Below are 24,299 nucleotides of genomic sequence, written 5' to 3' on the forward strand. Positions count from 1 at the left end.
GAGTGTAGGGCACGGGAGGACCTCCGAAGCCCGCTCGCCTAGGCCTGCGCGAGGTCGGCCACCCGCGCCACCGCGGGCTCGGTCACACGGATCCGGTGCCTCCCGTGGGTCAGCTCATCGGGCGCCGGCGCATCGTCGACCGTGACCACGGAGTCCGGTCCGACGGGCAGGTCCAGTCGTGCGCGAGCACCGAAGGGCACCTCGAGTACCGCCTCGAGCGCTCCCCCGTCGATGCGCCAGTCGATCGAGAGGACGCCCAGCCGCGTGTCGATCGTCGCCGCGGCGTGATCGAGCCCGTCCGCGGGGCGGGGCGCCACGTGAACGAGCCGGTAGCCGGGCTCGTCGATGTCGGGGGCCAGCCCCGCGACCGTCCGGTAGACCCAGTCGATCATCGCGCCGTACGCGTAGTGGTTGAACGACAGCATGCTGCCGCCCTCTCCGCTGCTGTCCTCCGAGCTCGGCTCGGCGTCCATCGCCCCGCTGTGGATCGAGCCGTCCGGAAGGATCGCGTCCCACCGCTCCCACACGGTCGTCGCACCGCGGTCGACCTGGTACAGCCAGGACGGCGCCTCGCGACGCAGCAGCATGAGGAACGCCTCGTCGAGGTGCCCGGCTCGCGACAGTGCGAACAGCACCAGCGGGGTGCCGAGGAACCCGGTGGCGATCCGCCCGCGCTCGGCGCGGACGTTCGCTGCGAGCTCGCGCGCGATCTCGGGACGTCGCGCGGCGGGCGCGATGTCGAACTCCAGCGCCAGTGCCGCACCGGTCTGGGTCGTCACGGCCTCGGCTCCCCACCGATCCCACGTGGCCGCGGCCACACGATCGGCCAGCGCCTCGTACTCCGACGCGCGCGCGGCCTCGCCGACGGTCCGTTCGGCGCGGGCGAGCAGGCGCGCCGAGCGGACATAGAACGCGTTGGCGACGTAGTCGCTCGACACCTTCGCCTGCCACGGCCGCTCACCGGGGGCGTCCGGGTCGAGCCAGTCGCCGTACTGGAAGCGCTCGGTGGGCAGCACCACGTCGTCGCCCGCCCTCCGGCGCAGGTGCTCGACCCACCGCCGCATGCTGTCGAGCTGCCGCGTGAGGATCTCGTCCGACCCGTACGACTCGTATACGGCCAGCGGGACGATCGTGGCGGCATCCGCCCACCCGGCCCGTCCCATGTTGGGGATGGGCGCACCGCCCATGCTGATGTCGACCGGGCGGATGATGTCGGGCACGACCGAGGGCACTCCGCCCTCATCTGTCTGGTCGATCTCCAGATCGCGCAGCCACGACGCCCAGAACGCCTCGGAGTCCATGAGCGTCGATGCGGTGGCGACGAACGCCTGGGCGTCGCCGGTCCAGCCGAGCCGCTCGTCCCGCTGCGGGCAGTCGGTCGGGACCGAGACGAAGTTGTCGCGCTGCGACCAGAAAACGTTGGAATGGAAACGATCGAGCGCGGCGTGCGAGGAGTGGAACGAGCTCCGCGCGGGGAGGTCGCTCGAGATCGCCACCGCGACGGCCGAGACCACCTCGGCGCCCGTCACCTCGGCATACCGGAACCCGTGGAAGGTAAAGACGGGTTCGAGGACGTGCTCACCGTCGCGATCGAGGATGTACACGTCCGTCGCCTTCGCCGATCTCAGCGCCGCCGTGTGCAGCGCCCCCGAGGGCTCGAGCACCTCGGCGTGACGGATCTCGACGCGGTCGCCCGACGAACCGCGTACGGTCATGCGCACCCAGCCCGACACGTTCTGCCCTGCGTCCAGCTGCACGCCCTCCTGTCGGGTCGTGGGCGTCATCGGAAGCTCCGCGACGATGCGGACGGGCGCGGCCAGCCGGGGCTCGAAGAGGTCCATGTCGACGTCGATCGCCTCGACGGGGCCGAAGTCCGCGCCGTCGAAGCCGGGTTCGTGCACTCGCGGGTCGGCTGCCCGCAGGTCGGTGACCGTCCCGTCGTAGATCGAGGCCGACTGCACAGCTCCGAACCCACCCGTCCAGCGCGTGTCGGTGGCGACCACGACACGGCCGTCGACCTCGAGCTGAGCGAGCGCGCCGATGCGGTCGCCGTAGATCGCCGAGCGTCGGGCGAATCCGAAGCTGCCGCGATACCACCCCTCGCCCACGGCGAGCACGATGACGTTCGCACCCTCCCGCAGCAGAGACGTCACGTCGACGGTGTCGATCAGGATGCGCTCCTGGTACGACGTCCACCCAGGAGTGAGCAGGGCATCGGATGCCGGAACGCCGTTGACCCACGCGTCGACGAGACCGAGCGCACTCAGCCGCAGCCGCGCGCTGCCCGTGGGACCGGACACGTCGAACTCGCGACGCAGCAGCTGCACCGGCCCGCCGATCGGGCTCGGGATGCCGACCACCCTCGCCTCGAGCGCGGAACCGGCGACACCCGCCTCCACCACACAGGTGTCGCTCCACTCGGTCCACCCGTTCGCGGTGGCGATCCGCACGGCGAAGGCGCGGCGCTCGCCGGCACCGAGGTCGCCCGCCGTGACGCCGATGGAATCCGCACCCTGCACCGTGGGCCGCGGTTCGAGACCGCCGTCGACCTCACCGACACGGAGCTGGTAGCCGACCTGGCGCGCTGACGGGTCGTCGCTGCGCACCTTCCAGCTGAGGCGCACCGGTCCGGGCGGAACACCGAGCACATCGGAGGCGGTGGCGGCGGACACCTCGACCACCCGGGTGCGGGCGTCGACGGTGGATGCAGGCGGCAGCGCGGGCATGACGTGGTCCTCTCGTGCGCGCGCTCCGTCGCGCGCGCACTGACATCCTGAAACGGTTCAACCGATACGTCAAGAGCGACGTCATCGGGAAAGCGATCTCCCGGAAGACGCGGCGGACGACCGTTACCGAAGCGTGACGAAACGATTCAACTGCACGGTTGACCCCCACCCCGGGCCGGACGTACCGTACGAGGGCTGAATGGTTTCAACCATTTCGCCATCAGGTCCCCGCGAAGATGCGGATTCCCCGCTCTGCGGCTTTACAAGGAGGTAAAGGATGAGATTCATGCATTCGCGGCGCTCACACGTCGTCGCTGTCGCGGGCGTCGCGCTGATCGCGCTCCCGCTCGCCGCGTGCTCCGGTGGCGGCGGCGAGAGCGGAAACGGTTCCGGCGATGAGGCGGTCGAGCTGTCGTTCCTCATCGACAACGGCGAACAGACCGTCGCGATGATCGAGGCCCTGACCGAGGCGTACACCGCCGAGAACCCGAACGTCACCTTCGACATCGAGCAGCGCCCGGGCGGCGGCGAGGGCGACAACATCGTGAAGACCCGTCTGGCCACGGGCGAGATGAACGACCTCTTCCTCTACAACTCCGGCTCGCTGTTCCAGGCCCTGGCGCCCGACCAGAACCTCACCCCGCTCGACGACCAGGAGTGGGTCGGTCGCCTCAACGACGCCTTCCGCACGGTCGTCTCCACCGACAACGGCGTGTACGGATCCCCCATCGGCACCTCGATGGCCGGCGCGGTCCTCTACAACATCCCGCTCTACGAGGAGCTCGGTCTCGAGGTGCCCGAGTCATGGGACGACTTCATCTCCAACAGCGAGGCCATCGCCGAGGCCGGCGACGTCGCCCCGATCGCACAGACGTACGGTGACACCTGGACGAGTCAGCTGTTCGTGCTGGGTGACTTCGGCAACGTCTACGCGCAGGACCCGGAGTGGGCGGAGAAGTACACGGCGAACGAGGCCAAGTACGTCGATCAGCCCGCCCTGCAGGGCTTCGTCAACCAGCAGGAGGCGTTCGAGGCCGACCTGTTCAACGAGGACTACGCCTCGGCACTGTACGACGACGGCGTCCGCATGGTCGCCACCGGCGAGGCCGCCCACTACCCGATGCTGACCTTCGCCGTGGGCGTGCTGCAGAACTCCTACCCCGACAACCTCGACGACGTGGGCGTGTTCCCGCTGCCCGCGCAGGACGCCGCGGACACGACACTGACGATCTGGATGCCGGCGGGGCTGTACATCCCGACCACCACCGAAGGCGCGGCACTCGAAGCGGCGAAGGACTTCCTCGCCTTCACCGTGACGCCGGAAGGCTGCGACATCCAGGTCGAAGCCGGCGGCGCCAACGGTCCGCACGTCATCGACGAATGCGCACTGCCCGACGAGGTGCCCCAGCTGGTGAAGGACATGCAGCCGTACTTCGACGAGAACCGCACCGCGCCCGCGCTGGAGTTCCTGTCGCCCATCAAGGGACCGGCACTCGAGCAGATCACGGTCGAGGTGGGGTCGGGCATCCGCTCCGCCGAGGACGGCGCCGCCCTCTACGACGAGGACGTCACCAAGCAGGCGCAGCAGTTGGGCATCGAGGGCTGGTGACCGGCCCCCGCTCCCGCTGAAGACACCGAACACCCTGGAGTGGTGACGGGTGGGTCCGCGGGCCCACCCGTCACCACGGCGGCACCCGATCAACGGAGATGCGATGACCGCGACAGCAACGACCGCGCCCCCCGGCGCACCCCCGTCCCGCCCCGACCGGCCCTCGAGACGCCGTCGGCAGAAGAGCTCGTACCCGCTCTGGTTCTACATCCCGGCAGCGGTCATCTTCACCGTGCTGTTCCTGGTGCCGACGATCTCGTCGTTCTACTTCAGCCTCACCCGATGGTCGATCTTCAACGTCCAGTTCATCGGCTTCGACAACTACATCCAGTTCTTCCGCGAGCCGGCGCTCGTGCAGGGGTTCATCAACACGTTCATCTTCGGATTCCTCACGTCGGCGCTGAAGGTGGTCCTCGGCCTCCTGCTCGGAGTGCTGCTGACCTCGACCATCATCGGACGCGGGTATCTGCGCTCCGTGGTCTTCTTCCCGGTGCTGGTCTCGGTCATCGGCGTCGGGTTCACCTTCAAAGTGCTGATGGACCCCTTCGACGGCGCCATCAACGAAGCGCTCGCGTGGTTCGGCATCGACGGGCCCGGCTGGCTGACCGATCCCTCGTGGGCGCTCTTCTCGGTGGCGCTCGTCGACGTGTGGCGGGGCGTGGGGCTGGCCACCCTCATCTACATCGCCGGCATCGTCGGGATCCCTGCGGAGTACTACGAAGCTGCGCGCGTGGACGGCGCGAACGCCTGGTACAGCTTCCGGCACATCACGCTCCCGCTGTCCTGGCCGGCGACGAGCACGGTGATCCTGCTCTCGCTGATCGGCGGGCTGCGCTCGTTCGACCTGATCTGGGCGATGACGCGCGGGGGCCCCGGGTTCACCAGCGACGTGATCGCATCCGTGATCTACAAGCAGTACCAGGCCGGCTTCTACGGGCTGTCGACGGCGGGGAACGTCATCCTCTTCCTCGTCGTCACCGCCATCGTCGTCCCCCTGGCGATGTGGCTGCGCAAGCGAGAGGTCGAACAGTGAGCGAGACGCGCACCATCACCACGGCCCGCTCCCGCGGCGAGCGGCCGGTCAAGATCCCCAAGCGACGTCCGCTCACCCTGCGCGGTGCGCTGTGGCGGTACGGCACGGGGTCGCTCGCCATCCTGGCGTCGATCGTCGTGTTCATCCTCCCGTTCCTCTTCATCCTCTTCACCGCATCGAAGACGCGGCAGGAGGCGTCCCTGTTCGAGTTCGCGCCGCCGAGCGAGTGGCAGGTGGTCGAGAACTTCATCGCCGTGCTCGAAACGCGCGACTTCATGGTCGTGCGGGCGTTCGGCAACTCGATCGTGCTGACCATCGCCAGCGTGACCATCCTCGTGATCCTCGGCGCCATGGTGGGGTACGTCGTGCAGCGCCGGAAGTCGCGCTGGAACGCCGTCGTCATGCTCTTCGTCCTGGCCGGGCTGATCATCCCCCCGGCTGTCGTGCCCACCGTGTGGGTCATGCAGACGCTCGAGATCTACGGCACCCTGGTCGGGCTCATCCTGATCGAGATCGCCTTCGGCCTGTCGTTCACCGTCCTGCTCATCCGTGCATTCGTGGCATCCATCCCGCGGGAGCTCGACGAGGCGGCGATCATCGACGGCGCCGGACCCCTCCGGCTGTTCTTCACGGTCGTCTTCCCGCTGCTGCGCGGAGTGATCGTCACCGTGGTGGTCGTTCAGTCCGTCGCGGTGTTCAACACCTTCGTCAACGCGCTGTACTTCCTTCCGGGCGAGCCGACCGTCCAGCTGACGCTGTACAACTTCCAGTCCCAATCGGGCAACCAGTGGAACCTGCTGTTCATGAACATCCTGATCATCACGGTTCCGCCGCTGCTGCTGTACGTCTTCTTCAACCGCCAGATCGTCGCCGGCATGACCAGCGGGGCGGTGAAAGGCTGATGGCGCCCCCGGTCAGCGGAACTCGGCGGGGACGGTCCCCTGCAGCCACGCCAGCTCGTTGTCGCGGATGAACACCGACAGGGTGTCCTCGGCCCTCAGCCGGTCGCCGAGCCAGGCCTCGAGGACGTTCAGCAGCGCATCTCCCGATGCGCGATCCGCGCGCGCCACCACGCGATCCCACGCCGGCACGAAACCGGTCGGGGTGGGAACCGAGCGCACGAGCGTGGAGACGTACTTGGGCCCGGGCATCAGGGTGCGCGCTTCGGCGAGGGCCGTGCGCGCGGCGGCCAGGGCGAGGTGGATGCCGGCATGAGCGGCCAGGAACGGGTCGCCGCGCTCGTCCGCCTGACGAAGGAAGTACCCGCCGTACAGTCGCACCTGCGCGAGATGGGAGCGGACGCGCTCCCCCCAGACGGCCTCGTCGACCCTCGGGACGGCGGCGACGAGGTCCTGGATCGACGCGTCCCGCGACCATACGGTGCGCGCTCCGTCGAAGGACGCGCGTGTCGGGTCATCGCCGACTGCGGCGGCTCGTCGCAGGTAGGCCGGGCTCGCGAGCTTGATGTCGATGTACGAGCCGGGGTAGTCCGCGTCGTGACGCTCGGTCCACGCGTAGCCGCGCTCCGCGGTCGCCCGCGCGAACCCCTCGTCGGTGACGACGAGATAGACGTCCACGTCCGAGTCCGCGCGCTCGGTCCCCCGGGCCACGGAGCCGACGACGACGACGGCGAGCACCTCGGGGTCCGCTCTGATCTGGTCGAGATAGGCGTCGAGCGCTCGCTCGTGCTGTTCCATGGCCGCTCCCTCGCGAGTCAGGGTGTCGAGCGAAACCTACCGGCCCGTTCGCCGCCCGCTCGGCACTTGCGGCATCCCGGCGTTTCCTTTATCGTTGAAACGATTCACGCCCCGGCATCATCAGAACCACCCAAGGAGCACCTCGATGACGAGCCCGTCCGCGACGACGCGGGTCTGTTTCCAGCTGCAGGTCGCGCCCGACCTGCTCGAGGAGTACATCGCCCGCCACACCCCGGTGTGGCCCGAGATGCTCGCAGAGATCGCCGCCTCCGGCAGGCGCAACTACTCGCTGTTCCTCGCCGAGGGCGGCCGCCTCATCGGGTACTACGAGACGGACGACGACGCGGCCGCGCAGGCGTACCTGGCGGCATCCCCCGTCGCGGCGAGGTGGGAGGCCGAGATGGCCCGCTTCTTCGTCGGCCTCGACGGTCGCCCCGACCAGGCGGCGACGTCGCTCACCGAGGTGTTCCACCTCGACGACCAGCTTCAGGCCGCGCGTGCGGCCGCCCCCTCCCCCTCCATCCCCAACGAAAGCACGGCATCATGACGACGCTTCCCGCCGAGACCCTCCAGGCGCTCGAAGGCCAGGGCATCGAACTGCCCTCGTGGGCCTTCGGCAACTCGGGCACCCGCTTCCGCGTGTTCGGCACCCCCGGCACGCCCCGCGACCCGTTCGAGAAGATCGCGGACGCCGCGCAGGTCAACCAGTACACGGCACTGGCTCCCAGCGTCGCCCTGCACATCCCGTGGGACAAGGTCGCGGACTACAACGCCCTGCGCGCACACGCCGAGGACCTGGGGGTCGCACTCGGCACGGTGAACTCCAACACCTTCCAGGACGAGGACTACAAGTTCGGCGCGCTCACGCACCACGACGACCGGATCCGCTCCAAGGCGATCGACCACCACTTCGAGTGCATCGACATCATGCATGCGACGGGGTCGCGCGACCTGAAGATCTGGCTCGCCGAGGGCTCGAACTACCCGGGGCAGAACGACATGCGCGCCCGCCAGGACCGCCTGCAGGACTCGCTCCAGCAGATCTACGCGCGGCTCGGCGACGACCAGCGCCTGGTGCTGGAGTACAAGTTCTTCGAGCCGTCGTTCTACCACACCGACGTTCCCGACTGGGGGACCAGCTACGCCCAGGTCGCCGCGCTGGGCGACAAGGCGATGGTGTGCCTCGACACCGGTCACCACGCACCGGGCACGAACATCGAGTTCATCGTCATGCAGCTGCTGCGCCTCGGCAAGCTCGGCTCGTTCGACTTCAACTCGCGCTTCTACGCCGATGACGACCTGATCGTGGGGGCGGCCGATCCGTTCCAGCTGTTCCGCATCCTGTTCGAGGTCGTCCGCGGCGGAGGCCTCAACAACCCCGACGTGGCGTTCATGCTCGACCAGTGCCACAACATCGAGGACAAGATCCCGGGCCAGATCCGCTCGGTGCTCAACGTCCAGGAGATGACAGCCCGCGCGCTGCTGGTCGACCGCGCCGCACTCGATGCCGCGCAGGCGTCGAACGACGTGCTCGCGGCGAACGCCGTCTTCATGGACGCGTTCTACACCGACGTGCGTCCGGCCCTCGCCGAGTGGCGCGAGTCGCGGGGCCTCCCCGCCGACCCGATGGCCGCGTACGCCGCATCGGGCTACCAGCAGAAGATCGCCGCCGACCGCGTGGGCGGCACGCAGGCCGGCTGGGGAGCCTGACCCACCAGACCCGCCGGGAGTGGGGGAAGCCGATCCCCCCACTCCCGGCGTCCCACCCTCCACACCCCTGAGCCGAGGATCCAGCATGAGCGACCCCTATACCGCTGCCGACGGGCTCGTGCGCGTCTACCCCGCGCGTGAGCCGCGCCGCACCGGACTGGTGTGGGCGCACGGCGGCGGTTTCGCCTTCGGCGACCTCGACATGCCCGAGAGCGACTGGGTCGCCCGCGAGCTCGCGACCCGCGGCACGACCGTCATCTCGGTCGACTACCGACTCGCGCCCGTGCCGGCGGGGTGGGGCCCGATCCCGACCGCGGCCCCCCGCGACGGCGAGTGCTACCCCGCGGCATCCGACGACATGCTCACGGCGTGGCGGTGGGCGGTCGACAACGCCGCCCGGCTGCGCGTCGACGTCGAACGCCTCGCGATCGGCGGCACGAGCGCCGGCGGCAACCTCGCAGCCGGCGCCACCGTCCGTCTGCTCGAACGCGTCGGCGACGTCCTGCCCGCCCTCGTCGTGCTGGCCTACCCCACCCTCCTCGCGGTGCAGCCCGCGCCCGGTCCCGAGCTGCGCGCCGCACTCGACGCCCAGCCGGCAGCCGACCGGTTCGGTCCCGCGGCCGTGCTCGGGATGTATGAGAACTACCTCGGCGGGCCCGTCGACGACGCCCCGCTCGGCGCCGTGCCGGGATCGGCCACACCCGCCGATCTCGCCGGCTTCCCGCCCACGCTGATCGTCAACGGCGACGTGGACGAACTCCGCGTGTCGGGCGAGCACTTCGGCGCGACGCTGGCGACCGCCGGCCGCGACGTCGAGGTGGCCACCGAGCCCGGCACCGAACACGGTCACCTGAACCGGCCGCACGAGCCTGCGGCATCCCTCACGATCGAGCGCATCGCGACCCGCCTCGCCGCCCTCGCCGCCCGAGTTCCCGTCTAGAACCGACTGTCACGAAGGACACCTCATGACGAACCCCGCCGTCACCGACCTCATCGAGCGCTCGAATCGCCTGGGCGCCGACCCGAAGAACACCAACTACGCCGGCGGCAACACGTCGGCCAAGGGCACCGAGACCGATCCGGTCACCGGACAGCCCGTGGAACTGCTGTGGGTGAAGGGCTCGGGGGGCGACCTGGGCACGCTCAAGCCCGAGGGTCTGGCCGTGCTGCGTCTGGACCGGATGCGCGCGCTCGTCGACGTCTATCCGGGCCTGGACCGCGAGGACGAGATGGTGGCCGCGTTCGACTACTGCCTGCACGGCAAGGGCGGGGCGGCCCCGTCGATCGACACCGCGATGCACGGTCTGGTGGATGCCGCGCACGTGGACCACCTGCATCCCGACGCGGGCATCGCGATCGCCACCGCCGCCGACGGGGAGCAGCTCACCCGCACCATCTTCGGCGACAAGGTCGTGTGGGTGCCGTGGCGCCGCCCCGGCTTCCAGCTCGGGCTGGACATCGCCGAGATCAAGAAGCAGAACCCGCAGGCGATCGGCTGCATCCTCGGCGGTCACGGCATCACCGCGTGGGGCGACACCTCGGAGGAGTCCGAGCGCAACTCGCTGTGGATCATCGAGACCGCTGAGACCTACATCGCCGGCAACGGCAAGGCCGACCCGTTCGGTCCCGTGCGCACCGGCTTCGAGGCGCTGCCGGCCGAGGAGCGCCGCGCGAAGGCCGCGGCGCTGGCCGCCACCATCCGCGGCATCGCCTCGACCGACAAGCCGATGGTCGGCCACTTCACCGACGCGGACGTTGTCCTGGACTTCCTCGCGGCCGAGAAGGCGCCCGCCCTGGCCGCGCTCGGCACCAGCTGCCCCGACCACTTCCTGCGCACCAAGGTCAAGCCGATGCTGCTCGACCTGCCCGCCGACGCCCCCGTCGACGAGGCGCTGGCTCGCCTGCACGAGCTGCACGAGGCCTACCGGGCCGACTACCAGGCGTACTACGACGCCCACGCCGAGGCCGACTCGCCGGCGATCCGCGGCGCGGACCCCCTCATCGTGCTCGTGCCGGGCGTCGGGATGTTCTCGTTCGGCGCCAACAAGCAGACCGCGCGCGTCGCGGGCGAGTTCTACATCAACGCCATCAACGTCATGCGCGGCGCCGAGGCGCTCTCGACCTACGCCCCCATCTCGGACGCCGAGAAGTTCCGCATCGAATACTGGGCCCTCGAAGAGGCCAAGCTCCAGCGGATGCCGAAGCCGAAGACCCACCAGGGTCGCATCGCGTTCGTGACGGGCGCGGCATCCGGCATCGGCAAAGCCATCGCCACGCGTCTGGCCGCCGAAGGCGCGTGCGTCGTGATCGCCGACCTCGACCTCGAGAAGGCGCAGGCCGCCGCAGCCGAGCTCGGCGGCACCGACGTGGCGATCGGGGTCGCGGCCAACGTCGCCGACGCCGACGCCATCCAGGCCGCGCTCGACGCCACGGTCCTCGCCTTCGGCGGCGTCGACCTCGTCGTCAACAACGCCGGCCTGTCGCTGTCGAAGCCGCTGCTCGAGACCACCGAGAAGGACTGGGATCTGCAGCACGACGTCATGGCCAAGGGCTCGTTCCTCGTCTCGAAGGCGGCCGCGAAGATCCTCATCGACCAGGAGCTCGGCGGCGACATCATCTACATCTCGTCGAAGAACTCCGTCTTCGCCGGCCCGAACAACATCGCGTACTCGGCCACCAAGGCCGACCAGGCCCACCAGGTGCGACTGCTCGCGGTCGAACTCGGCGAGCACGGCGTCCGCGTCAACGGCATCAACCCCGACGGCGTCGTGCGGGGATCGGGCATCTTCGCGGCGGGCTGGGGAGCGAACCGCGCCGCGACCTACGGCGTGAAGGAAGAGGACCTCGGCCAGTACTACGCCAACCGCACTATCCTCAAGCGCGAGGTCGTGCCCGAGAACGTGGCCGACGCCGTGTTCGTGCTCACCGGTCCCGAGCTCACCCGCACCACCGGCCTGCACATCCCCGTCGACTCCGGGGTCGCCGCGGCGTTCCTGCGATGACGACGAACGCGGGCGGAGCGGTCGCCACGGGCGGAGCGGTCGCCACGGGCGGAGCGGTCGCCACGGGCGGAGCGGTCGCCGCGATCGACCTGGGCGCCACCAGCGGCCGGGTAATGATCGGGCGGGTGGATCCACGCGGCACACTCCAGCTCGAGCAGGTCGCGAGGTTCCCGAACGGTCCGGTGCGCCTGGCATCGGGCCTGCACTGGGATCTCACCGGCCTCTACGCCCACGCCCTCCGCGGACTCGCCGAGGCCGTCCGGGTCGAGCCCGGCATCGCGTCGATCGGGATCGACTCGTGGGCGGTCGACTACGCCCTCTTCCGCGGCGATCGGATGCTGGGCGAGCCGTTCCACTACCGGGACGAGCGGAACGAGTCCGCCGTCGAGCGCGTGCACGCGAAGCATCCGTTCGTCGAGCTGTACAGGCGGAACGGTCTGCAGTTCCTGCCGTTCAACACCGTGTACCAGCTCGAGGCGGAGAAGAGCGGCGGAATCCTGGGGCTGGCCGACCGAGCGCTGCTCGTGCCGGACGCGCTCGCCTTCCTCCTCACCGGCGCACGCGTCGCGGAGCGCACGAACGCCTCGACGACGGGCCTGGTCCGCGTCGCAGACGGCACGTGGGACACCGAGCTGATGGACGCGCTCGGGTTCGACCGTTCGCTCTTCCCCGATCTCGTCGAGCCGGGCGCCCGCATCGGCGGCATCCGGGCCTCGGTCCAGTCCGAGATCGGCGCCGCACGGCCGATCGACGTCGTCGCCGTGGGGTCGCACGACACGGCGTCGGCGGTCGTGGCCGTGCCGATGACCGACCCGGACACCTCGGCGTACATCTCGTGCGGCACGTGGGGACTGGTCGGGCTCGAGCTGCGCGGGCCCGTCACCACGGACGCCGCCCGCGCGGCGAACTTCACCAACGAGGGCGGCGTCGACGGGCGTGTGCGCTTCCTCCACAACGTCATGGGACTGTGGCTGCTGAGCGAATCCGTGCGCCAGTGGGAGCGAGAGACCGGTCAGTCCCTCGACCTGCCCACGCTGCTCGCCGACGCCACCGAGGTCCCCGCCGACTCGGTCGCGGTGTTCGACGCGAACGACCCGCGCTTCCTCGCCCCCGGCGACCTGCCCGCCCGCATCGCCGCGTGGTACCGCGAGCACGACCTGCCCGTCCCGCCCAACCGGGCCGCCTTCACCCGCGCGATCGTCGAGAGTCTCGCCGAGGCGTTCGCCGGCGCCGTGCGGACGGCGGCGACGCTGGCGGGCCGCACGCTCCAGACGATCCACGTCGTCGGCGGCGGTTCGCTCAACCAGCTGCTGTGCCAGCGCACGGCCGACCGTGCCGGGATGCCCGTGTTGGCAGGACCTGTCGAGGCGACCGCGCTGGGCAATGTGCTCGTCCAGGCACGGGCGCAGGGGTGGTTCGCCGGCGATCCGTCACTCGAGGCGATGCGAGACTTGGTGGCCCGCACGCACGCGCCCCGCCGCTACGAGCCGCGCACCTGACGGAACGCCGCGTCGCGGCATCCGTTCTACCCGCTTCACCGGCCCGGACCGACAGGAGTCCCATGTCCACCGCCTTCGCCGCCGCCTACGACTGGGCGCGCTGCGCCGTGGCCGACGAGCGGCTGCCCACCGCCGTGCTGGGCGTCGCGACCGCCGACGGCACCGTCGCACTCGACGCGTTCGGGTCGACCGGAGACCGCGCAGCGCGCGTCGACGACCACTACCGGCTGTTCTCGATCACCAAGCCGCTCATCGGGCTCGGCGCCGCGCGCGCCATCGAACAGGGCCTGCTGACGCCCGAGACGCCGCTGTCGTGGGCGCTGCCGGACTTCGGCGCGGGACGCGACGACATCGTGCGTCTGCGGCACCTGGCCAGCCACACCGCGGGCATCGCCGAGCCCGCCCTCGACACCGCTCTCGGCCTGCGCCCGGCCCTGCTGTCGGGCGGCCGGGACTTCGCCGCCGGCGCCGCCTCTCGCTATTCGTCGGTGGCGTTCGAAGGGATCGCCGCGATGACCGCCCACGCCACCGCCCGCACGTGGGAGGACGACCTCGCCGGATGGGCGAGTGAGATCGGCGCCGACGGCTTCACCCTCGACGAGGCCAGCGACCCACACGAGGTCCCGGATGCCGCAGCCGCCGGCCTCGACATGTCGCGGTTCACCGCGCTGCGTCACCCGGGTGCGGGTGTCATCGGCCGCGCGGCCGATCTGCTGGCCCTGGGCTCGGCGCTGCTGCGCACCGCGACCCGCGGCGAGCGCACCGTCGTGGCGGCCCGGACGCTGGCGATGATGCTCCGGCCGCTCACGGGCGACATCCCGCGCCTCGAGCCGTACCCGCCCGAGCGCGGGCAGGACTGGGGCTTCACGTGGAATCTGCGCACGCGCGCGCCGGGACTCATCGACCGGGACTGCTTCGGACACGGCGGCTGGTCGGGCACGGAGTTCTGGGTGCACCCGTCCGCCGGCGTGGCGTGGGTGCTCCTGACAAACCGGGCCCAGCGCCCGGGGGTCGACGCCGATCAGCTCGACAACGCGATCATCGCCGCGCTCTGAGCGCAAGACCCTGTCGGCACCGGCATCCCCCGCCTAGCGTGGGGCGCATGAACGAACATCACACCGAAGACCAGCCGCAGGGCGACCAGCCGCACGCGGAGCAGCCGCACGCGGAGCAGCCGCACGCGGAGCAACCGCAGGCGGAGCAGCCGCAGGGCGACGACGCCCCCACCGGCGGCGACCAGAGCACCGAGGACCGGCTCGACGCCGACAACGCCGTCGAGGAGGACACCCTCAAGGCCCTCGACCCCGACGCCGCGCCGGCCTGACCCGCCGTCCGGCCCGCCGGACTCACGCTTCGCGGGTGATCGTGACCTTCACGTGGAGGTGACTCTTGTGCGGGCCGGCGTACACGCCGCGCAGCGGCGGCACGTCGTTGTAGTCGCGTCCACGCCCGACCAGCACGTGCCGGTCGCCGATCTCGAGGTTGTTGGTGGGGTCGAAGCCCTGCCACTCCCCCGCGAACCACTCGACCCACGCGTGCGACTCGCCGATCACGGGCTCGCCGACCTCGGCGTCCTCCCTGGGGTGCAGGTATCCCGAGACGTAGCGCGCCGGAATCCCCACCTCGCGCAGCGCACCGAGGGTGATGTGCGCGATGTCCTGGCACACGCCCTTGCGCTCGTCCCACGCCTCGGCCGCGGTGGAGTGCACCCCGGTGATCCCGTGCATGTACTCCACGGCGTCGCCGACGGCCTCGGCGATCGCGTGCGCTGCACGCCCCGGATGCCGATGCTCGGCCGCGATGCGACGTGCGAGATCGGCGACCTCGGGGTGCGGGCGGGTGCGGGCGGTCTGGGTGAGCTGCTCGACGATGTCGATCGCGAGGATCGCGTCGCGCTCGAGGTCGGCCCACGAGTACTCGACGTGCTCGATCGGACGCGGACGCACCTCGACGAGCGACCGCGCCGTGATCATGAGCGACGCGTGGCCCGACAGCACATCGAACGCCGCGACCCGCGTGCCGAAGTAGTCGACGTACTGGTTCACCGACGTCGACGGTTCGATGTCGAGTGAGGAGTTGAGCACGAACTGGTTCTCGGTCGACCCGGGAAGCATCCGCGCCTCGTTGTAGGACGCGGTCACGTCGCCCTGGTAGGAGAAGCCCGTCTGATGTTCGATCCTGAGCCGTTTCACGTGTCGTTCCTCCGGTCGCGGAGGCACAGCCCCGGTCGGTGAACCTGGCGGAGCATCATGAGATCTCCCCGATCCAGCTGGGCTCGGCCTGCGTGGGGAAGAACCGCCCGCGAATGGCTTCGGATGCTTCACGCGTCACCTTCTGGACGCGGTACATGTGCTCGGGCAGCTCGTCGAGGATCTCGCTCAGCGAGCGGTACTCCAGATCGTTGCGGATCTGCCCGAGCGCCCGCAGCACCGTGTTCGAATGGCCGACGCGGTCCGCGCGCGGATCGATCGCGCTCATGCAGCCCTCCGCGCTCTGGATCGAGTAGATGATCGACCGCGGGAACAGGCGGTCCAGCAGCAGGAACTCCGCCGCGTTGCGGGCACTCGGGATGCCGCGATAGGTGCGCAGGTACGCCTCGTACGCGCCGCACGAACGGAGGATGGTGGTCCACGACGGGCCGGATGCCTGGGTCAGCGACCTCGTCGCCAGCATCCGGGCTGTCATGTCGGTGCGTTCGATGGAGCGTCCGAGGGTGAAGAACTGCCACGCCTCGTCGCGACTGGTCGACGAGTCCACGACGCCGACCGACAGCGCGGTGCGCTCGCGCACCCATTGGAAGAACGTGTGCACCTTGTCGATCTGCAGCCGGCGGGGCATGCGGGCATTGGTGGTGTTGAGGGTCTCCCACAGCTCGGTCGAGACGATCTCGCGCGCCCGCCGGGCGTTCTCGCGGGCGGCGCTGAGGGAGTACCCGATGCTCGAAGGATTGCCGCGGTCGACGGCGAGCTGCTGCAGCACGTCTTCGCGGCCGACGGTGTCGATGTCATCGGACGGGAACGACCCCATCACCGTGAGGAGGGACCGGCACGCGATGTCCTCGTCGATCCACGGATCTTCGAGCAGGAGCTGCAGGTGGACGTCGAGGATGCGGGCGGTGCCGTCGGCCCGCTCGAGGTAGCGCCCGATCCAGAACAGGCTCTCGGCGATGCGGCTCAGCATGGGGAGTCTCCGTCCGTTCGCGGCGTTTCGTCTCGCTCGTTCCTCGCTCGCTCAACGACCGGGGCCTCGGTCGTTGAGCGAGCGAAGCGAGACGAAACGTCGTCGGACGAGGCCTGCTGCTGCTGCTCCTGCTGTTCGCGGGTGGAGCGCGGCTTGTCCTGCGGCGAGTGCGTGGGCTGCGACTGCTCGTCGTAGATGATCGGGATCGCCGACGTGACCGCGGCCTGGTCCGCCACGAGTGCCCCCATGCCGCCGCCCTGGCCGTACTCGACCTGGCCGGGCGCCGACCCGCCGACGATCCACGTGTCCTTCGACCCCCCGCCCTGGCTGGAGTTCACCACGAGCTGGCCTTCCGGCAGCGCCACGCGCGTCAGCCCGCCCGGCAGCACCCACACGTCGTCGCCGTCGTTGACGGCGAAGGGCCGCAGGTCGGCGTGGCGCGGACGCATGCCGTCCTCGACGAGCGTGGGGATGGTCGACAGCATCACCACGGGCTGGGCGATCCAGCCCCGCGGGTCGGCGAGCAGGCGCTTGCGCAGCTTCTCGAGCTCGGCGGGAGAAGCATCCGGACCGACGACGAGTCCCTTGCCGCCCGAGCCGTCGACGGGCTTGACCACGAGCTCGTCGAGGCGGTCGAGCACCTCTTCGAGGGCGTTCGGATCCTCCAGACGCCACGTGTCGACGTTCTTGAGGATGGGCTCCTCCGCCAGGTAGTACCGGATGAGGTCCGGCACGTAGGTGTAGACGAGCTTGTCGTCCGCGACGCCGTTGCCGACGGCGTTGGCGATCGTGACGTTGCCCAGCCGCGCGGCGAGCATGAGGCCGGGGGCGCCGAGCATCGAGTCCGCCCGGAACTGCAGCGGGTCGAGGAAGTCGTCGTCGACGCGACGGTAGATCACGTCCACGCGCTTGGGCCCGCGGGTGGTGCGCATGAACACCTTGCCGCCGATGCACAGCAGGTCGCGTCCCTCGACGAGCTCGACGCCCATCAGGCGCGCGAGCAGCGTGTGCTCGTAGTACGCGGAGTTGTAGACGCCCGGCGTGAGGACGACGACGTTGGGATCCTCGACCCCGGGAGGAGCGGATGCGCGCAGCGCGCCGAGCAGCTTGTTGGGGTAGTCGCCGACGGGACGCACGCGCATCGAGACGAACAGCTCGGGAAGGGTCTGCGCCATCACGCGGCGGTTCGAGATGACGTACGAGACGCCGCTCGGGACGCGGACGTTGTCTTCGAGCACGCGCATCTCGCCGTGCTCGTCGCGGATGAGGTCGATGCCCGAGACGTGGATGCGCACGCCGTTGGCGGAGTGAATGCCTGCCGCCTGCCGGTAGAAGTACTGGGACGAGGCGATCAGTCGCGCCGGCAGCACGCCGTCGCGCACGCAGTGCTGGTGACCGTAGGCGTCGTCGAGGAAGGCCTCCAGCGCCTTGACCCGCTGCTTCACACCGGCCTCGACGCGCGACCACTCGTCGTAGGTGATCACCCGCGGCACGGCGTCGAGCGGGAACGGGCGCTCCTCGCCGGCGAAGTCGAAGGTCACCCCTTGCGCCAGATACGAGCTCGCGAGCGAGTCCGTCCGCCCGCGCAGCTCCTCCTGGGTCATCTGCGCGAGAGCCTGGTACAGCTCGCGATACGCCTGCCGGGACTGTGCGGGAGCCCCCGGATGATCGGGACTGCCGAACATCTCGTCGAACGCCGGCACACCCGACGGCGTCTTGCGCGGCGCCAGCGTGGAGCCGTATCCGTCGAACAGGTCACCCATGGCACACGAGCCTAGTCCCGGCCTTGTTGCGGCAGTGTTTCGCTTGACGCCGCCCACGGCTCCCCGGCAGGATGCCGCACCCGCCGTTGCCGGATCGTCATCGTTCGACCGCCCTCCACTCCGCCGACGGTCGTAGGCTCGCCTCGTGGCGAACGAGCACGCGCCCTCGCGCGACCGATTCCCCGCCCCGGCCACGTGGCTCGCGGGCGTCTCGGCCGCGGTCCTGGGCGCCGGCCTCGGAGAGCTGACCGCGGCATCGGTCGCACCGACCTCGAGCCCGTTCGCGGCCATCGGCGGCGCCCTCATCGACGCTGCCCCGTCGTGGGCGAAGGACCTCGCGATCGCCCTGTTCGGCACCGCCGACAAGATCGCGCTGCTCGTCGGCATCGCCGCGGTGATGCTCGTGGTGGCCGCCGTCGCAGGCTGGCTCGAGGTGCGCCGCCCGCCGTGGGGCACGGCGATCGTCGCCGCCTTCGGGATGGTCGGCGCGGTCGTCGCCGTGCTCCGCCCGGGCGCGGAGGGACTGGCGTGGCTGCCCTCCGTCGTCGCGGGCGTCGTCGGCGCGGCGACGCTGTGGCTGCTCGCGCGGCGTCTCCGCGGCCTCGGGCTGCGCCGCCCCGCGCCCGCACGTGAGCGAACTGCAGGGATCCGGGCCGCCGTCGCTGTGGGGACAGAGGGTTGGTCGCCGGATCCGCGGACTCCCGTCACGTCCCCCGCCCGCGCCGAGCAGCGCGGACTCGATCGCCGTGGCTTCTTCCTGTGGTCGGGTGCCGCGCTGACCGCCGGCGTCCTCGTGGCGATCGCCTCGACGGCCCGCCGCGCCGGCTCGGCCGCGGTCGAAGCGGTCCGCGGTGCCCTGCGCCTGCCGAGCCCCACCACCCCGGCGCCGCCGATCCCCGCCGGCGCCGACCTCGGCATCCCGGATCTGGCGCCGGTGATCACCCCGAACGGCTCGTTCTACCGCATCGACACGGCGCTCGTCGTGCCCGAGATCGATCCGGCCGACTGGTCGCTGCGCATCCACGGCATGGTCGAGCAGGAGGTCACGATCACGTGGGACGAGCTGCTCGGCCTGCCTCTCGCCGAGAGCGACACCACCCTCGCGTGCGTGTCGAACACCGTGGGCGGCCTGCTGATCGGGAACGCGCGGTGGCTCGGCTACCCGATCCGCGAACTGCTCGCCCGCGCACGCCCCACCGAGGATGCGGATATGGTGCTCTCGCGCTCCATCGACGGCTTCACGGCATCCACCCCGCTGGAGGTGCTCACCGACGACCGGCCGGCGATCCTCGCGGTGGGGATGAACGGCGAGCCGCTGCCGCTGGAGCACGGCTTCCCCGTGCGGATGGTCGTGCCGGGGCTCTACGGCTACGTGTCGGCGACGAAGTGGGTGGTCGAGCTCGAGGTCACGCGCTTCGACCGCGCGAAGGCGTACTGGTCGACGCGCGGGTGGTCCGAGCGCGGGCCGATCAAGCTGCAGTCGCGCATCGACGTGCCGCGGCGCGGGCGACGACTGCCGCCCGGCGAGACGGTCATCGCGGGCGTGGCGTGGCAGCAGCACGTCGGCATCGACGGCGTCGAGGTGCAGATCGACGACGGTCCGTGGCAGCCGGCGACGCTGGCGACCGCCATCTCGGAAGACACCTGGGTGCAGTGGAGCCTGCCGTGGACGGCCGAGAGCGGCGCGCACGAGATCCGCTGCCGGGCGATCAGCGCGACCGGCGAGGTGCAGACGCCCGACCCCGCGCCGCCCGCACCGAACGGCGCGCAGGGCCTGCACCGCATCCGGGTCGACGTCGACTGACCCCCGCCGGTGGGCGCATCCGAGCGTCCGCCGCGGGTCTCCCGGCCGCGAGGACCACAACTCCTGCACCCCGCGCGCCGGAATCGGCGGCGCCCGCGTGTTTCCGCGGCGAGAGTCCGCCGGCACCGCGCCCGGTGCCGGAGTTATGATCCGCAGGCACCGCCCACAGGTGCCCGAACCCCGGAATCAGCCCGCGAGGACGACCTTCAGCTGCTCGATCGCCCAGTCCAGCTCGGTCGCGCGGATGACGAGCGGCGGCGCCATGCGGATCGTCTGGCCGTGCGTGTCCTTGACCAGCACACCCCGGGCGAGCAGCCGCTCCGCGACCTCGCGCCCCGTGCCGACGGCGGGGTCGATGTCGATCCCGGCCCAGAGCCCCGCGACCCGCACGCCGGTGACGCCGTGCCCGACCAGCTCGGCCAGCCGCGCCTCGAGGTGCTCGCCCAGGGCGGCGGCGCGCGCCTGGATCTCTCCGGTCGCCAGCAGCTCCACGACCTTCAGCCCGACGGCCGCCGCCAGCGGGTTGCCGCCGAAGGTCGAGCCGTGCTCGCCGGGACGGATCACGCCGAGCACGTCGCGATCGGCCACGACGGCCGACAGGGGCAGGATGCCGCCGCCCAGCGCCTTCCCGAGCAGATAGACGTCGGGAACGACCCCTTCGCGGTCGCACGCGAACGTCGTGCCGACCCGGCCGAGTCCGGACTGGATCTCGTCGGCGATCATCAGCACGTTGTGCGCGGTGCAGATCTCGCGCACGGCCGCGAGGTAGCCCTCGGGCGGGACGACCACGCCGGCCTCGCCCTGCACGGGCTCGATGAGCACGGCGGCGGTGTTCTCGTCGATCGCGGCCTCGACGGCGGCGGCGTCTCCGAACGGGACCGAGACGAACCCCGGCGCGAACGGGCCGAAGTCGCTGCGGGCCGAGGGGTCGTCGCTGAAGCCGACGATGGTGGTGGTGCGGCCGTGGAAGTTGCCGTTGGCCACGACGACGGTCGCGGCATCGGGTGCGATGCCCTTCACCCGGTAGCCCCACGCGCGCGCGACCTTGATGCCGGTCTCGACCGCCTCGGCGCCGGTGTTCATCGGCAGCACGAGCTCCTTGCCGCACAGGTCGGCCAGCGCCGTGGCGAAGGCCCCGAGCCGGTCGTTGTGGAACGCGCGGCTGGTGAGGGTGAGGCGCCCGAGCTGTTCCTGCGCCGCGGCGACGAGGGCCGGATGCCGGTGCCCGAAGTTCACGGACGAGTACGCCGCCAGCAGATCGAGGTACCGCTTGCCCTCGACGTCGGTGACCCACGCGCCCTCGCCCTGCGCGAGCACGACGGGCAGGGGACGGTAGTTCTGGGCGACGTGGGTCTCTTCGGCGCTGATGATGCGCATCGTGCCGGTGTCGAGCGTCGGGGAGTGCGAGGGGGTCATCGGGCGCGGCTCCTTCAGCGGCGCAGCTCCAGGGTGCAGCACTTGATGCCGCCGCCGCCCAGGAGGAGTTCGGACAGGTCGATGAGGATCGGGTTGTACCCGCGCTCGCGCAGCTGCGCCTCGAAGCCGGTGGCGCGGGGCGAGATGACGACGTTCAGTCCGTCGCTGGCGGAGTTCAGGCCGAACACGGCGCCGTCGGCGTCCGAGACGCGGATCGCGTCGGGGTAGCGCTCGGCGAGGATCGCCTGGCTGCGCTCGTCGAACGCGTGCTCGAGGTAGGCGATGTTGGCCCGCTCTGCCCCGCCCGGACCCTCGACGGGGTCGAGCACCGACAGCGCGGTGTCGAGGTGGTAGAAGCGCGGGTCGATGAGGTTCAGCGACACGACCTCCTTGCCGAAGACGGCGCCGAGCTCGCGGTGGCTGTCGCCGGTGGAGCGGAAGCCGGTGCCGGCGAGGATCGTGTCGCCGACGAGCAGGAAGTCGCCCTCGCCCTCGTTGACCTCGGCCGGGTCGGCGACGTCGAATCCGGCGTCGCGGAACCAGTTCATGAACGCGGGCCCCTCGGGTGCGCGCTCGGCGAAGCGGAACTTCGCGCCGTACGCGACACCGTCGATCACGAAACCGCCGTTGGCGGTGTAGACCATGTCGGGGAGTCCGGCGATCGGGTCGATCAGGTGCACGTCGTGGCCCAGGGCGACGTAGGTGTCGTACAGCGTCTGCCACTGGGCGACGGCCTTGGCGGTGTCGGTCGGGTTGGCCGGCTCCATCCACGGGTTGATGGTGTAGCTGACCGTGAAGTGGTCGGGGCGGCACATCAGGTACGACCGGTGTTGCTGGATGCGGCCCGCGGCCGCGGCCTCCAGCTGGTGCTCACCGGTGATGTGGACATCCGCCGTGGTGTTCTGCGTGGACACTGTGCTCCTTCACGAAGGGTGGCGGACGCTGTCCTCGAGGCCCGCCGGCCCTCCTGCACGTGACGGTGCCGTCACGGCGTGGAAGGAACGACTCGGGCACGCCGGCATCCATTCTCGCATGCCGGATCGGGCGGGCCGCCGGGCGCGCCTTCAGTCGCGGGTGACGACGACCTTGCCGACGGTGCGCCCGGCGTCCACCGCGGCGAGCGCCTCGCCCGCGCGCGTCAGCGGGAAGGTGGCGGCGATCACGGGCGTGAGCCGTCCGGCGGCGGCCAGGTCGAGCAGCCCCGCGGTGACGTCGGCCTTCGTGGATGCCGTGACGGGGCGGAACCGGCGACCGCCGCGCCGGGCGAACATCGACCGGAGGATCCGCGGGATGGGCCCGAGCACGCGCCCGCCCTCCCCTCCCACGAGTCCGACGGCGCCGCCGGCGCGCAGTCGCTCGCGCAGCACGGCAAGAGGCGTTTCGCCGGCGATGTCGACGACGGCGTCGAAGTGGTCGCCGGGCAGGTCGGCGACCGCGACCGCGCGGTAGTCGAACGTGCGCGCCGCGCCGAGGCCGCGGAGCACCTCTTCGGCGCGGGCGCCGCACGTGGCCCACACCTCGGCCCCCCGATCGGCGGCCAGCTGCACGGTGAGCGTGCCCACGCCGCCGCCGGCTCCGACCACGAGCACGCGCGAGCCCGCCGCGACCTCGCACGCGTCGAGCACCGTGACCGCGGTGTTGCCCGCCACCGGCAGCGCGGCCGCGGTGACCGGGTCGACCGCGTCGGGGAGGAGCGAAAGACGGGATGCCGGAACGGCCACGTACTCGGCGAGGGTGTCGCGCCATCCCGCGACGACCCGCTGGCCGGGTGCGAAACCGTCGACTCCGTCCCCCCGCGCCACGATCGTGCCCACCAGGTCGATCCCGCGCCCCCGCACGCGCGGCCGGCGGAGCCCGAAGAACAGGCGCACGAGCCGGGGGTCGCCTCGCATGATGTGGACGTCGCCGGAGTTGATCGAGGCGGCGGTGAATCGCACGAGCACCTCGTCGCGGCCCGGCGTCGGCACGGGCACGGTCTCGGCCGCCATGACGTCGGGGGCCCCGTAGCGGGACTGGCGCCAGGGGATCATCGTCGCGGGCAGTGCCGCCTCGGCGGCGGAGGCGGGCGACGGAATGTCGTTCGCGTTCATGAGTGGTCCTTCGGGTACTGGAAGAGGTCGTCGATCGGGCGATCGAAGACGCGGGAGATCTGGAAGGCCAGCTCGAGCGACGGAGAGTACCGCCCCTGTTCGATGGCGATGAGGGTCTGGCGCGTGACGCCCACGCGCCCGGCGAGTTCGGCCTGCGTGAGCCCGGCGTCCTCGCGCACCACGCGGATGCTGTTGGTGACCCTGGTGGGCTTGACCATCACGCGAGTCCTCGTCGGTAGGCGATCACACTGGCGACGCCGCCGACGATCGCCGAGACGGCGAAGCCGTAGAACATGGTGTGGGCGATCCAGAACCAGTGGGCCTGCAGCGCGCACAGCACGATGACTCCGAGGCCGGCCAGCACCAGGAAGGCCTGCCCGACGCGGTTCGACATCCGTGCGATGTCACGGTCGCGCTGATCGCTCGCATTCGTCCCGTCCGGATCGCGCATGCCCGCCACGATGCCCCACACGGTGCTGACGACGATCGACGCCACGATGCTCAGGCCGATGGTCCACAGCATCGGCGCCACCCAGTTCACCTGCGTCGGATCGCCGCCGATGGCCCGGGGCAGGATGAGCACGGTGTAGATCGCCACGCCGACCACCGAGACGATCAGGCCCGCCCAGACGTTGCGCTCTTCGTAGACCATGACAGCTCCGATGTCTAGAATGTTTGACATTCGGAGAGTACGCCGGTCGCGGCATCCGTGTCAATAATTCTTTACACCCGGATGCCGCTCCCGGCCCGGCCGCCGTCGTCCGGGCCTC

Annotated in this window: 21 protein-coding genes; 11 read left to right on the forward strand and 10 right to left on the reverse strand. The window is 70.8% G+C overall.

The annotated features are described in order from the left end of the window. Positions 1-38: 38 nt before the first annotated feature. A complete protein-coding gene (locus tag NFR93_RS09085; protein ID WP_251452264.1) occupies positions 39-2,726 on the reverse strand; it encodes a family 78 glycoside hydrolase catalytic domain in 2,688 nt (895 codons plus the stop codon). A 277-nt stretch (positions 2,727-3,003) separates the two neighbouring features. On the opposite strand from NFR93_RS09085, the gene NFR93_RS09090 reads away from it, so the two are divergent. From NFR93_RS09090 to NFR93_RS09100, 3 genes are all read left to right on the forward strand, one after another. Beyond that, positions 3,004-4,335, forward strand: a complete 1,332-nt coding sequence (locus NFR93_RS09090) for an ABC transporter substrate-binding protein (RefSeq protein ID WP_251452270.1) — start codon at positions 3,004-3,006, stop codon at positions 4,333-4,335. A 103-nt stretch (positions 4,336-4,438) separates the two neighbouring features. Then, positions 4,439-5,368: a carbohydrate ABC transporter permease gene (locus tag NFR93_RS09095; RefSeq protein WP_251452272.1), complete on the forward strand. Its 930-nt coding sequence runs from the start codon at positions 4,439-4,441 to the stop codon at positions 5,366-5,368. Between the two features lie 77 nt (positions 5,369-5,445). After that, positions 5,446-6,270, forward strand: coding sequence for a carbohydrate ABC transporter permease (locus NFR93_RS09100; protein ID WP_251453024.1), 825 nt, complete (start codon positions 5,446-5,448; stop codon positions 6,268-6,270). Between the two features lie 12 nt (positions 6,271-6,282). On the opposite strand, the gene NFR93_RS09105 is transcribed toward NFR93_RS09100, so the two are convergent. Next, a complete protein-coding gene (locus NFR93_RS09105) occupies positions 6,283-7,065 on the reverse strand; it encodes a nucleotidyltransferase domain-containing protein (RefSeq protein ID WP_251452280.1) in 783 nt (260 codons plus the stop codon). Between the two features lie 145 nt (positions 7,066-7,210). Between NFR93_RS09105 and NFR93_RS09110 the strand changes: the two genes are divergently transcribed. The 7 genes from NFR93_RS09110 to NFR93_RS09140 all read left to right on the forward strand — a co-directional run bounded on the left by NFR93_RS09110 (position 7,211) and on the right by NFR93_RS09140 (position 14,600). Continuing rightward, positions 7,211-7,612 (forward strand): L-rhamnose mutarotase, encoded by a 402-nt coding sequence (locus tag NFR93_RS09110; RefSeq protein ID WP_251452282.1) that lies wholly within the window; start codon positions 7,211-7,213, stop codon positions 7,610-7,612. Continuing rightward, positions 7,609-8,775, forward strand: a complete 1,167-nt coding sequence (gene rhaI, locus NFR93_RS09115; protein WP_251452284.1) for an L-rhamnose isomerase — start codon at positions 7,609-7,611, stop codon at positions 8,773-8,775. The genes NFR93_RS09110 and rhaI overlap by 4 nt, the downstream gene beginning before the upstream one ends. Positions 8,776-8,860: 85 nt before the next feature. Then, positions 8,861-9,715 (forward strand): alpha/beta hydrolase fold domain-containing protein, encoded by an 855-nt coding sequence (locus NFR93_RS09120; RefSeq protein ID WP_251452287.1) that lies wholly within the window; start codon positions 8,861-8,863, stop codon positions 9,713-9,715. Between the two features lie 25 nt (positions 9,716-9,740). Continuing rightward, positions 9,741-11,777 carry a bifunctional aldolase/short-chain dehydrogenase gene (locus NFR93_RS09125; RefSeq protein ID WP_251452288.1) on the forward strand — a complete coding sequence of 679 codons (2,037 nt, stop codon included), beginning with the start codon at positions 9,741-9,743 and terminating at the stop codon, positions 11,775-11,777. Continuing rightward, positions 11,774-13,276: a rhamnulokinase gene (locus NFR93_RS09130; protein ID WP_285814562.1), complete on the forward strand. Its 1,503-nt coding sequence runs from the start codon at positions 11,774-11,776 to the stop codon at positions 13,274-13,276. Before NFR93_RS09125 ends, NFR93_RS09130 begins: the two co-directional genes overlap by 4 nt. Positions 13,277-13,338: 62 nt before the next feature. After that, entirely contained in the window at positions 13,339-14,331 is a 993-nt protein-coding gene (locus tag NFR93_RS09135; protein WP_251452289.1) for a serine hydrolase domain-containing protein, read from the forward strand. 47 nt (positions 14,332-14,378) lie between these two features. Beyond that, positions 14,379-14,600 carry a hypothetical protein gene (locus NFR93_RS09140; RefSeq protein ID WP_251452290.1) on the forward strand — a complete coding sequence of 74 codons (222 nt, stop codon included), beginning with the start codon at positions 14,379-14,381 and terminating at the stop codon, positions 14,598-14,600. Positions 14,601-14,622: 22 nt separating this feature from the next. Here the strand turns inward: NFR93_RS09140 and NFR93_RS09145 are convergent, their stop codons facing one another. The 3 genes from NFR93_RS09145 to NFR93_RS09155 are packed head-to-tail and all read right to left on the reverse strand — an operon-like array spanning position 14,623 to position 18,219. After that, the gene (locus NFR93_RS09145) at positions 14,623-15,468 is read right to left on the reverse strand and encodes a transglutaminase family protein (protein ID WP_251452291.1); all 846 of its coding nucleotides are present in this window, start codon (positions 15,466-15,468) and stop codon (positions 14,623-14,625) included. 55 nt (positions 15,469-15,523) lie between these two features. Then, on the reverse strand, positions 15,524-16,456 hold the full coding sequence (locus tag NFR93_RS09150) for an alpha-E domain-containing protein (protein ID WP_251452292.1): 933 nt from the start codon (positions 16,454-16,456) through the stop codon (positions 15,524-15,526). After that, on the reverse strand, positions 16,450-18,219 hold the full coding sequence (locus NFR93_RS09155; protein WP_251452293.1) for a circularly permuted type 2 ATP-grasp protein: 1,770 nt from the start codon (positions 18,217-18,219) through the stop codon (positions 16,450-16,452). Before NFR93_RS09155 ends, NFR93_RS09150 begins: the two co-directional genes overlap by 7 nt. A gap of 145 nt (positions 18,220-18,364) precedes the next feature. Between NFR93_RS09155 and NFR93_RS09160 the strand changes: the two genes are divergently transcribed. Then, a complete protein-coding gene (locus tag NFR93_RS09160) occupies positions 18,365-20,023 on the forward strand; it encodes a molybdopterin-dependent oxidoreductase (RefSeq protein WP_251452295.1) in 1,659 nt (552 codons plus the stop codon). Positions 20,024-20,209: 186 nt separating this feature from the next. On the opposite strand, the gene rocD is transcribed toward NFR93_RS09160, so the two are convergent. From rocD to NFR93_RS09185, 5 genes are all read right to left on the reverse strand, one after another. Beyond that, positions 20,210-21,439 (reverse strand): ornithine--oxo-acid transaminase, encoded by a 1,230-nt coding sequence (gene rocD, locus NFR93_RS09165; protein WP_285814563.1) that lies wholly within the window; start codon positions 21,437-21,439, stop codon positions 20,210-20,212. A 14-nt stretch (positions 21,440-21,453) separates the two neighbouring features. Then, complete coding sequence (gene ddaH, locus NFR93_RS09170; protein WP_502846280.1) at positions 21,454-22,302, reverse strand: dimethylargininase; 849 nt, start codon at positions 22,300-22,302, stop codon at positions 21,454-21,456. 201 nt (positions 22,303-22,503) lie between these two features. After that, a complete protein-coding gene (locus NFR93_RS09175) occupies positions 22,504-23,529 on the reverse strand; it encodes an NAD(P)-dependent alcohol dehydrogenase (RefSeq protein ID WP_251452296.1) in 1,026 nt (341 codons plus the stop codon). Further along, the gene (locus NFR93_RS09180; RefSeq protein WP_251452298.1) at positions 23,526-23,747 is read right to left on the reverse strand and encodes a helix-turn-helix transcriptional regulator; all 222 of its coding nucleotides are present in this window, start codon (positions 23,745-23,747) and stop codon (positions 23,526-23,528) included. The genes NFR93_RS09175 and NFR93_RS09180 overlap by 4 nt, the downstream gene beginning before the upstream one ends. Then, entirely contained in the window at positions 23,747-24,211 is a 465-nt protein-coding gene (locus NFR93_RS09185) for a hypothetical protein (RefSeq protein WP_251452300.1), read from the reverse strand. The genes NFR93_RS09180 and NFR93_RS09185 overlap by 1 nt, the downstream gene beginning before the upstream one ends. Between the last annotated feature and the right edge of the window lie 88 nt (positions 24,212-24,299).

It is taken from the genome of Microbacterium sp. Marseille-Q6648 (assembly GCF_943181415.1).
Classification (GTDB): Bacteria; Actinomycetota; Actinomycetes; order Actinomycetales; family Microbacteriaceae; genus Microbacterium.

Bases quoted from the DNA above. Each gene is read 5' to 3' on its own strand.
- NFR93_RS09085 (WP_251452264.1), bottom strand. From the start codon at position 2,726: ATGCCCGCGCTGCCGCCTGCATCCACCGTCGACGCCCGCACCCGGGTG.
- NFR93_RS09090 (WP_251452270.1), top strand. From the start codon at position 3,004: ATGAGATTCATGCATTCGCGGCGCTCACACGTCGTCGCTGTCGCGGGC.
- NFR93_RS09095 (WP_251452272.1), top strand. From the start codon at position 4,439: ATGACCGCGACAGCAACGACCGCGCCCCCCGGCGCACCCCCGTCCCGC.
- NFR93_RS09105 (WP_251452280.1), bottom strand. From the start codon at position 7,065: ATGGAACAGCACGAGCGAGCGCTCGACGCCTATCTCGACCAGATCAGA.
- NFR93_RS09110 (WP_251452282.1), top strand. From the start codon at position 7,211: ATGACGAGCCCGTCCGCGACGACGCGGGTCTGTTTCCAGCTGCAGGTC.
- rhaI (WP_251452284.1), top strand. From the start codon at position 7,609: ATGACGACGCTTCCCGCCGAGACCCTCCAGGCGCTCGAAGGCCAGGGC.
- NFR93_RS09120 (WP_251452287.1), top strand. From the start codon at position 8,861: ATGAGCGACCCCTATACCGCTGCCGACGGGCTCGTGCGCGTCTACCCC.
- NFR93_RS09125 (WP_251452288.1), top strand. From the start codon at position 9,741: ATGACGAACCCCGCCGTCACCGACCTCATCGAGCGCTCGAATCGCCTG.
- NFR93_RS09130 (WP_285814562.1), top strand. From the start codon at position 11,774: ATGACGACGAACGCGGGCGGAGCGGTCGCCACGGGCGGAGCGGTCGCC.
- NFR93_RS09135 (WP_251452289.1), top strand. From the start codon at position 13,339: ATGTCCACCGCCTTCGCCGCCGCCTACGACTGGGCGCGCTGCGCCGTG.
- NFR93_RS09140 (WP_251452290.1), top strand. From the start codon at position 14,379: ATGAACGAACATCACACCGAAGACCAGCCGCAGGGCGACCAGCCGCAC.
- NFR93_RS09150 (WP_251452292.1), bottom strand. From the start codon at position 16,456: ATGCTGAGCCGCATCGCCGAGAGCCTGTTCTGGATCGGGCGCTACCTC.
- NFR93_RS09155 (WP_251452293.1), bottom strand. From the start codon at position 18,219: ATGGGTGACCTGTTCGACGGATACGGCTCCACGCTGGCGCCGCGCAAG.
- rocD (WP_285814563.1), bottom strand. From the start codon at position 21,439: ATGACCCCCTCGCACTCCCCGACGCTCGACACCGGCACGATGCGCATC.
- NFR93_RS09175 (WP_251452296.1), bottom strand. From the start codon at position 23,529: ATGAACGCGAACGACATTCCGTCGCCCGCCTCCGCCGCCGAGGCGGCA.
- NFR93_RS09180 (WP_251452298.1), bottom strand. From the start codon at position 23,747: ATGGTCAAGCCCACCAGGGTCACCAACAGCATCCGCGTGGTGCGCGAG.
- NFR93_RS09185 (WP_251452300.1), bottom strand. From the start codon at position 24,211: ATGTCAAACATTCTAGACATCGGAGCTGTCATGGTCTACGAAGAGCGC.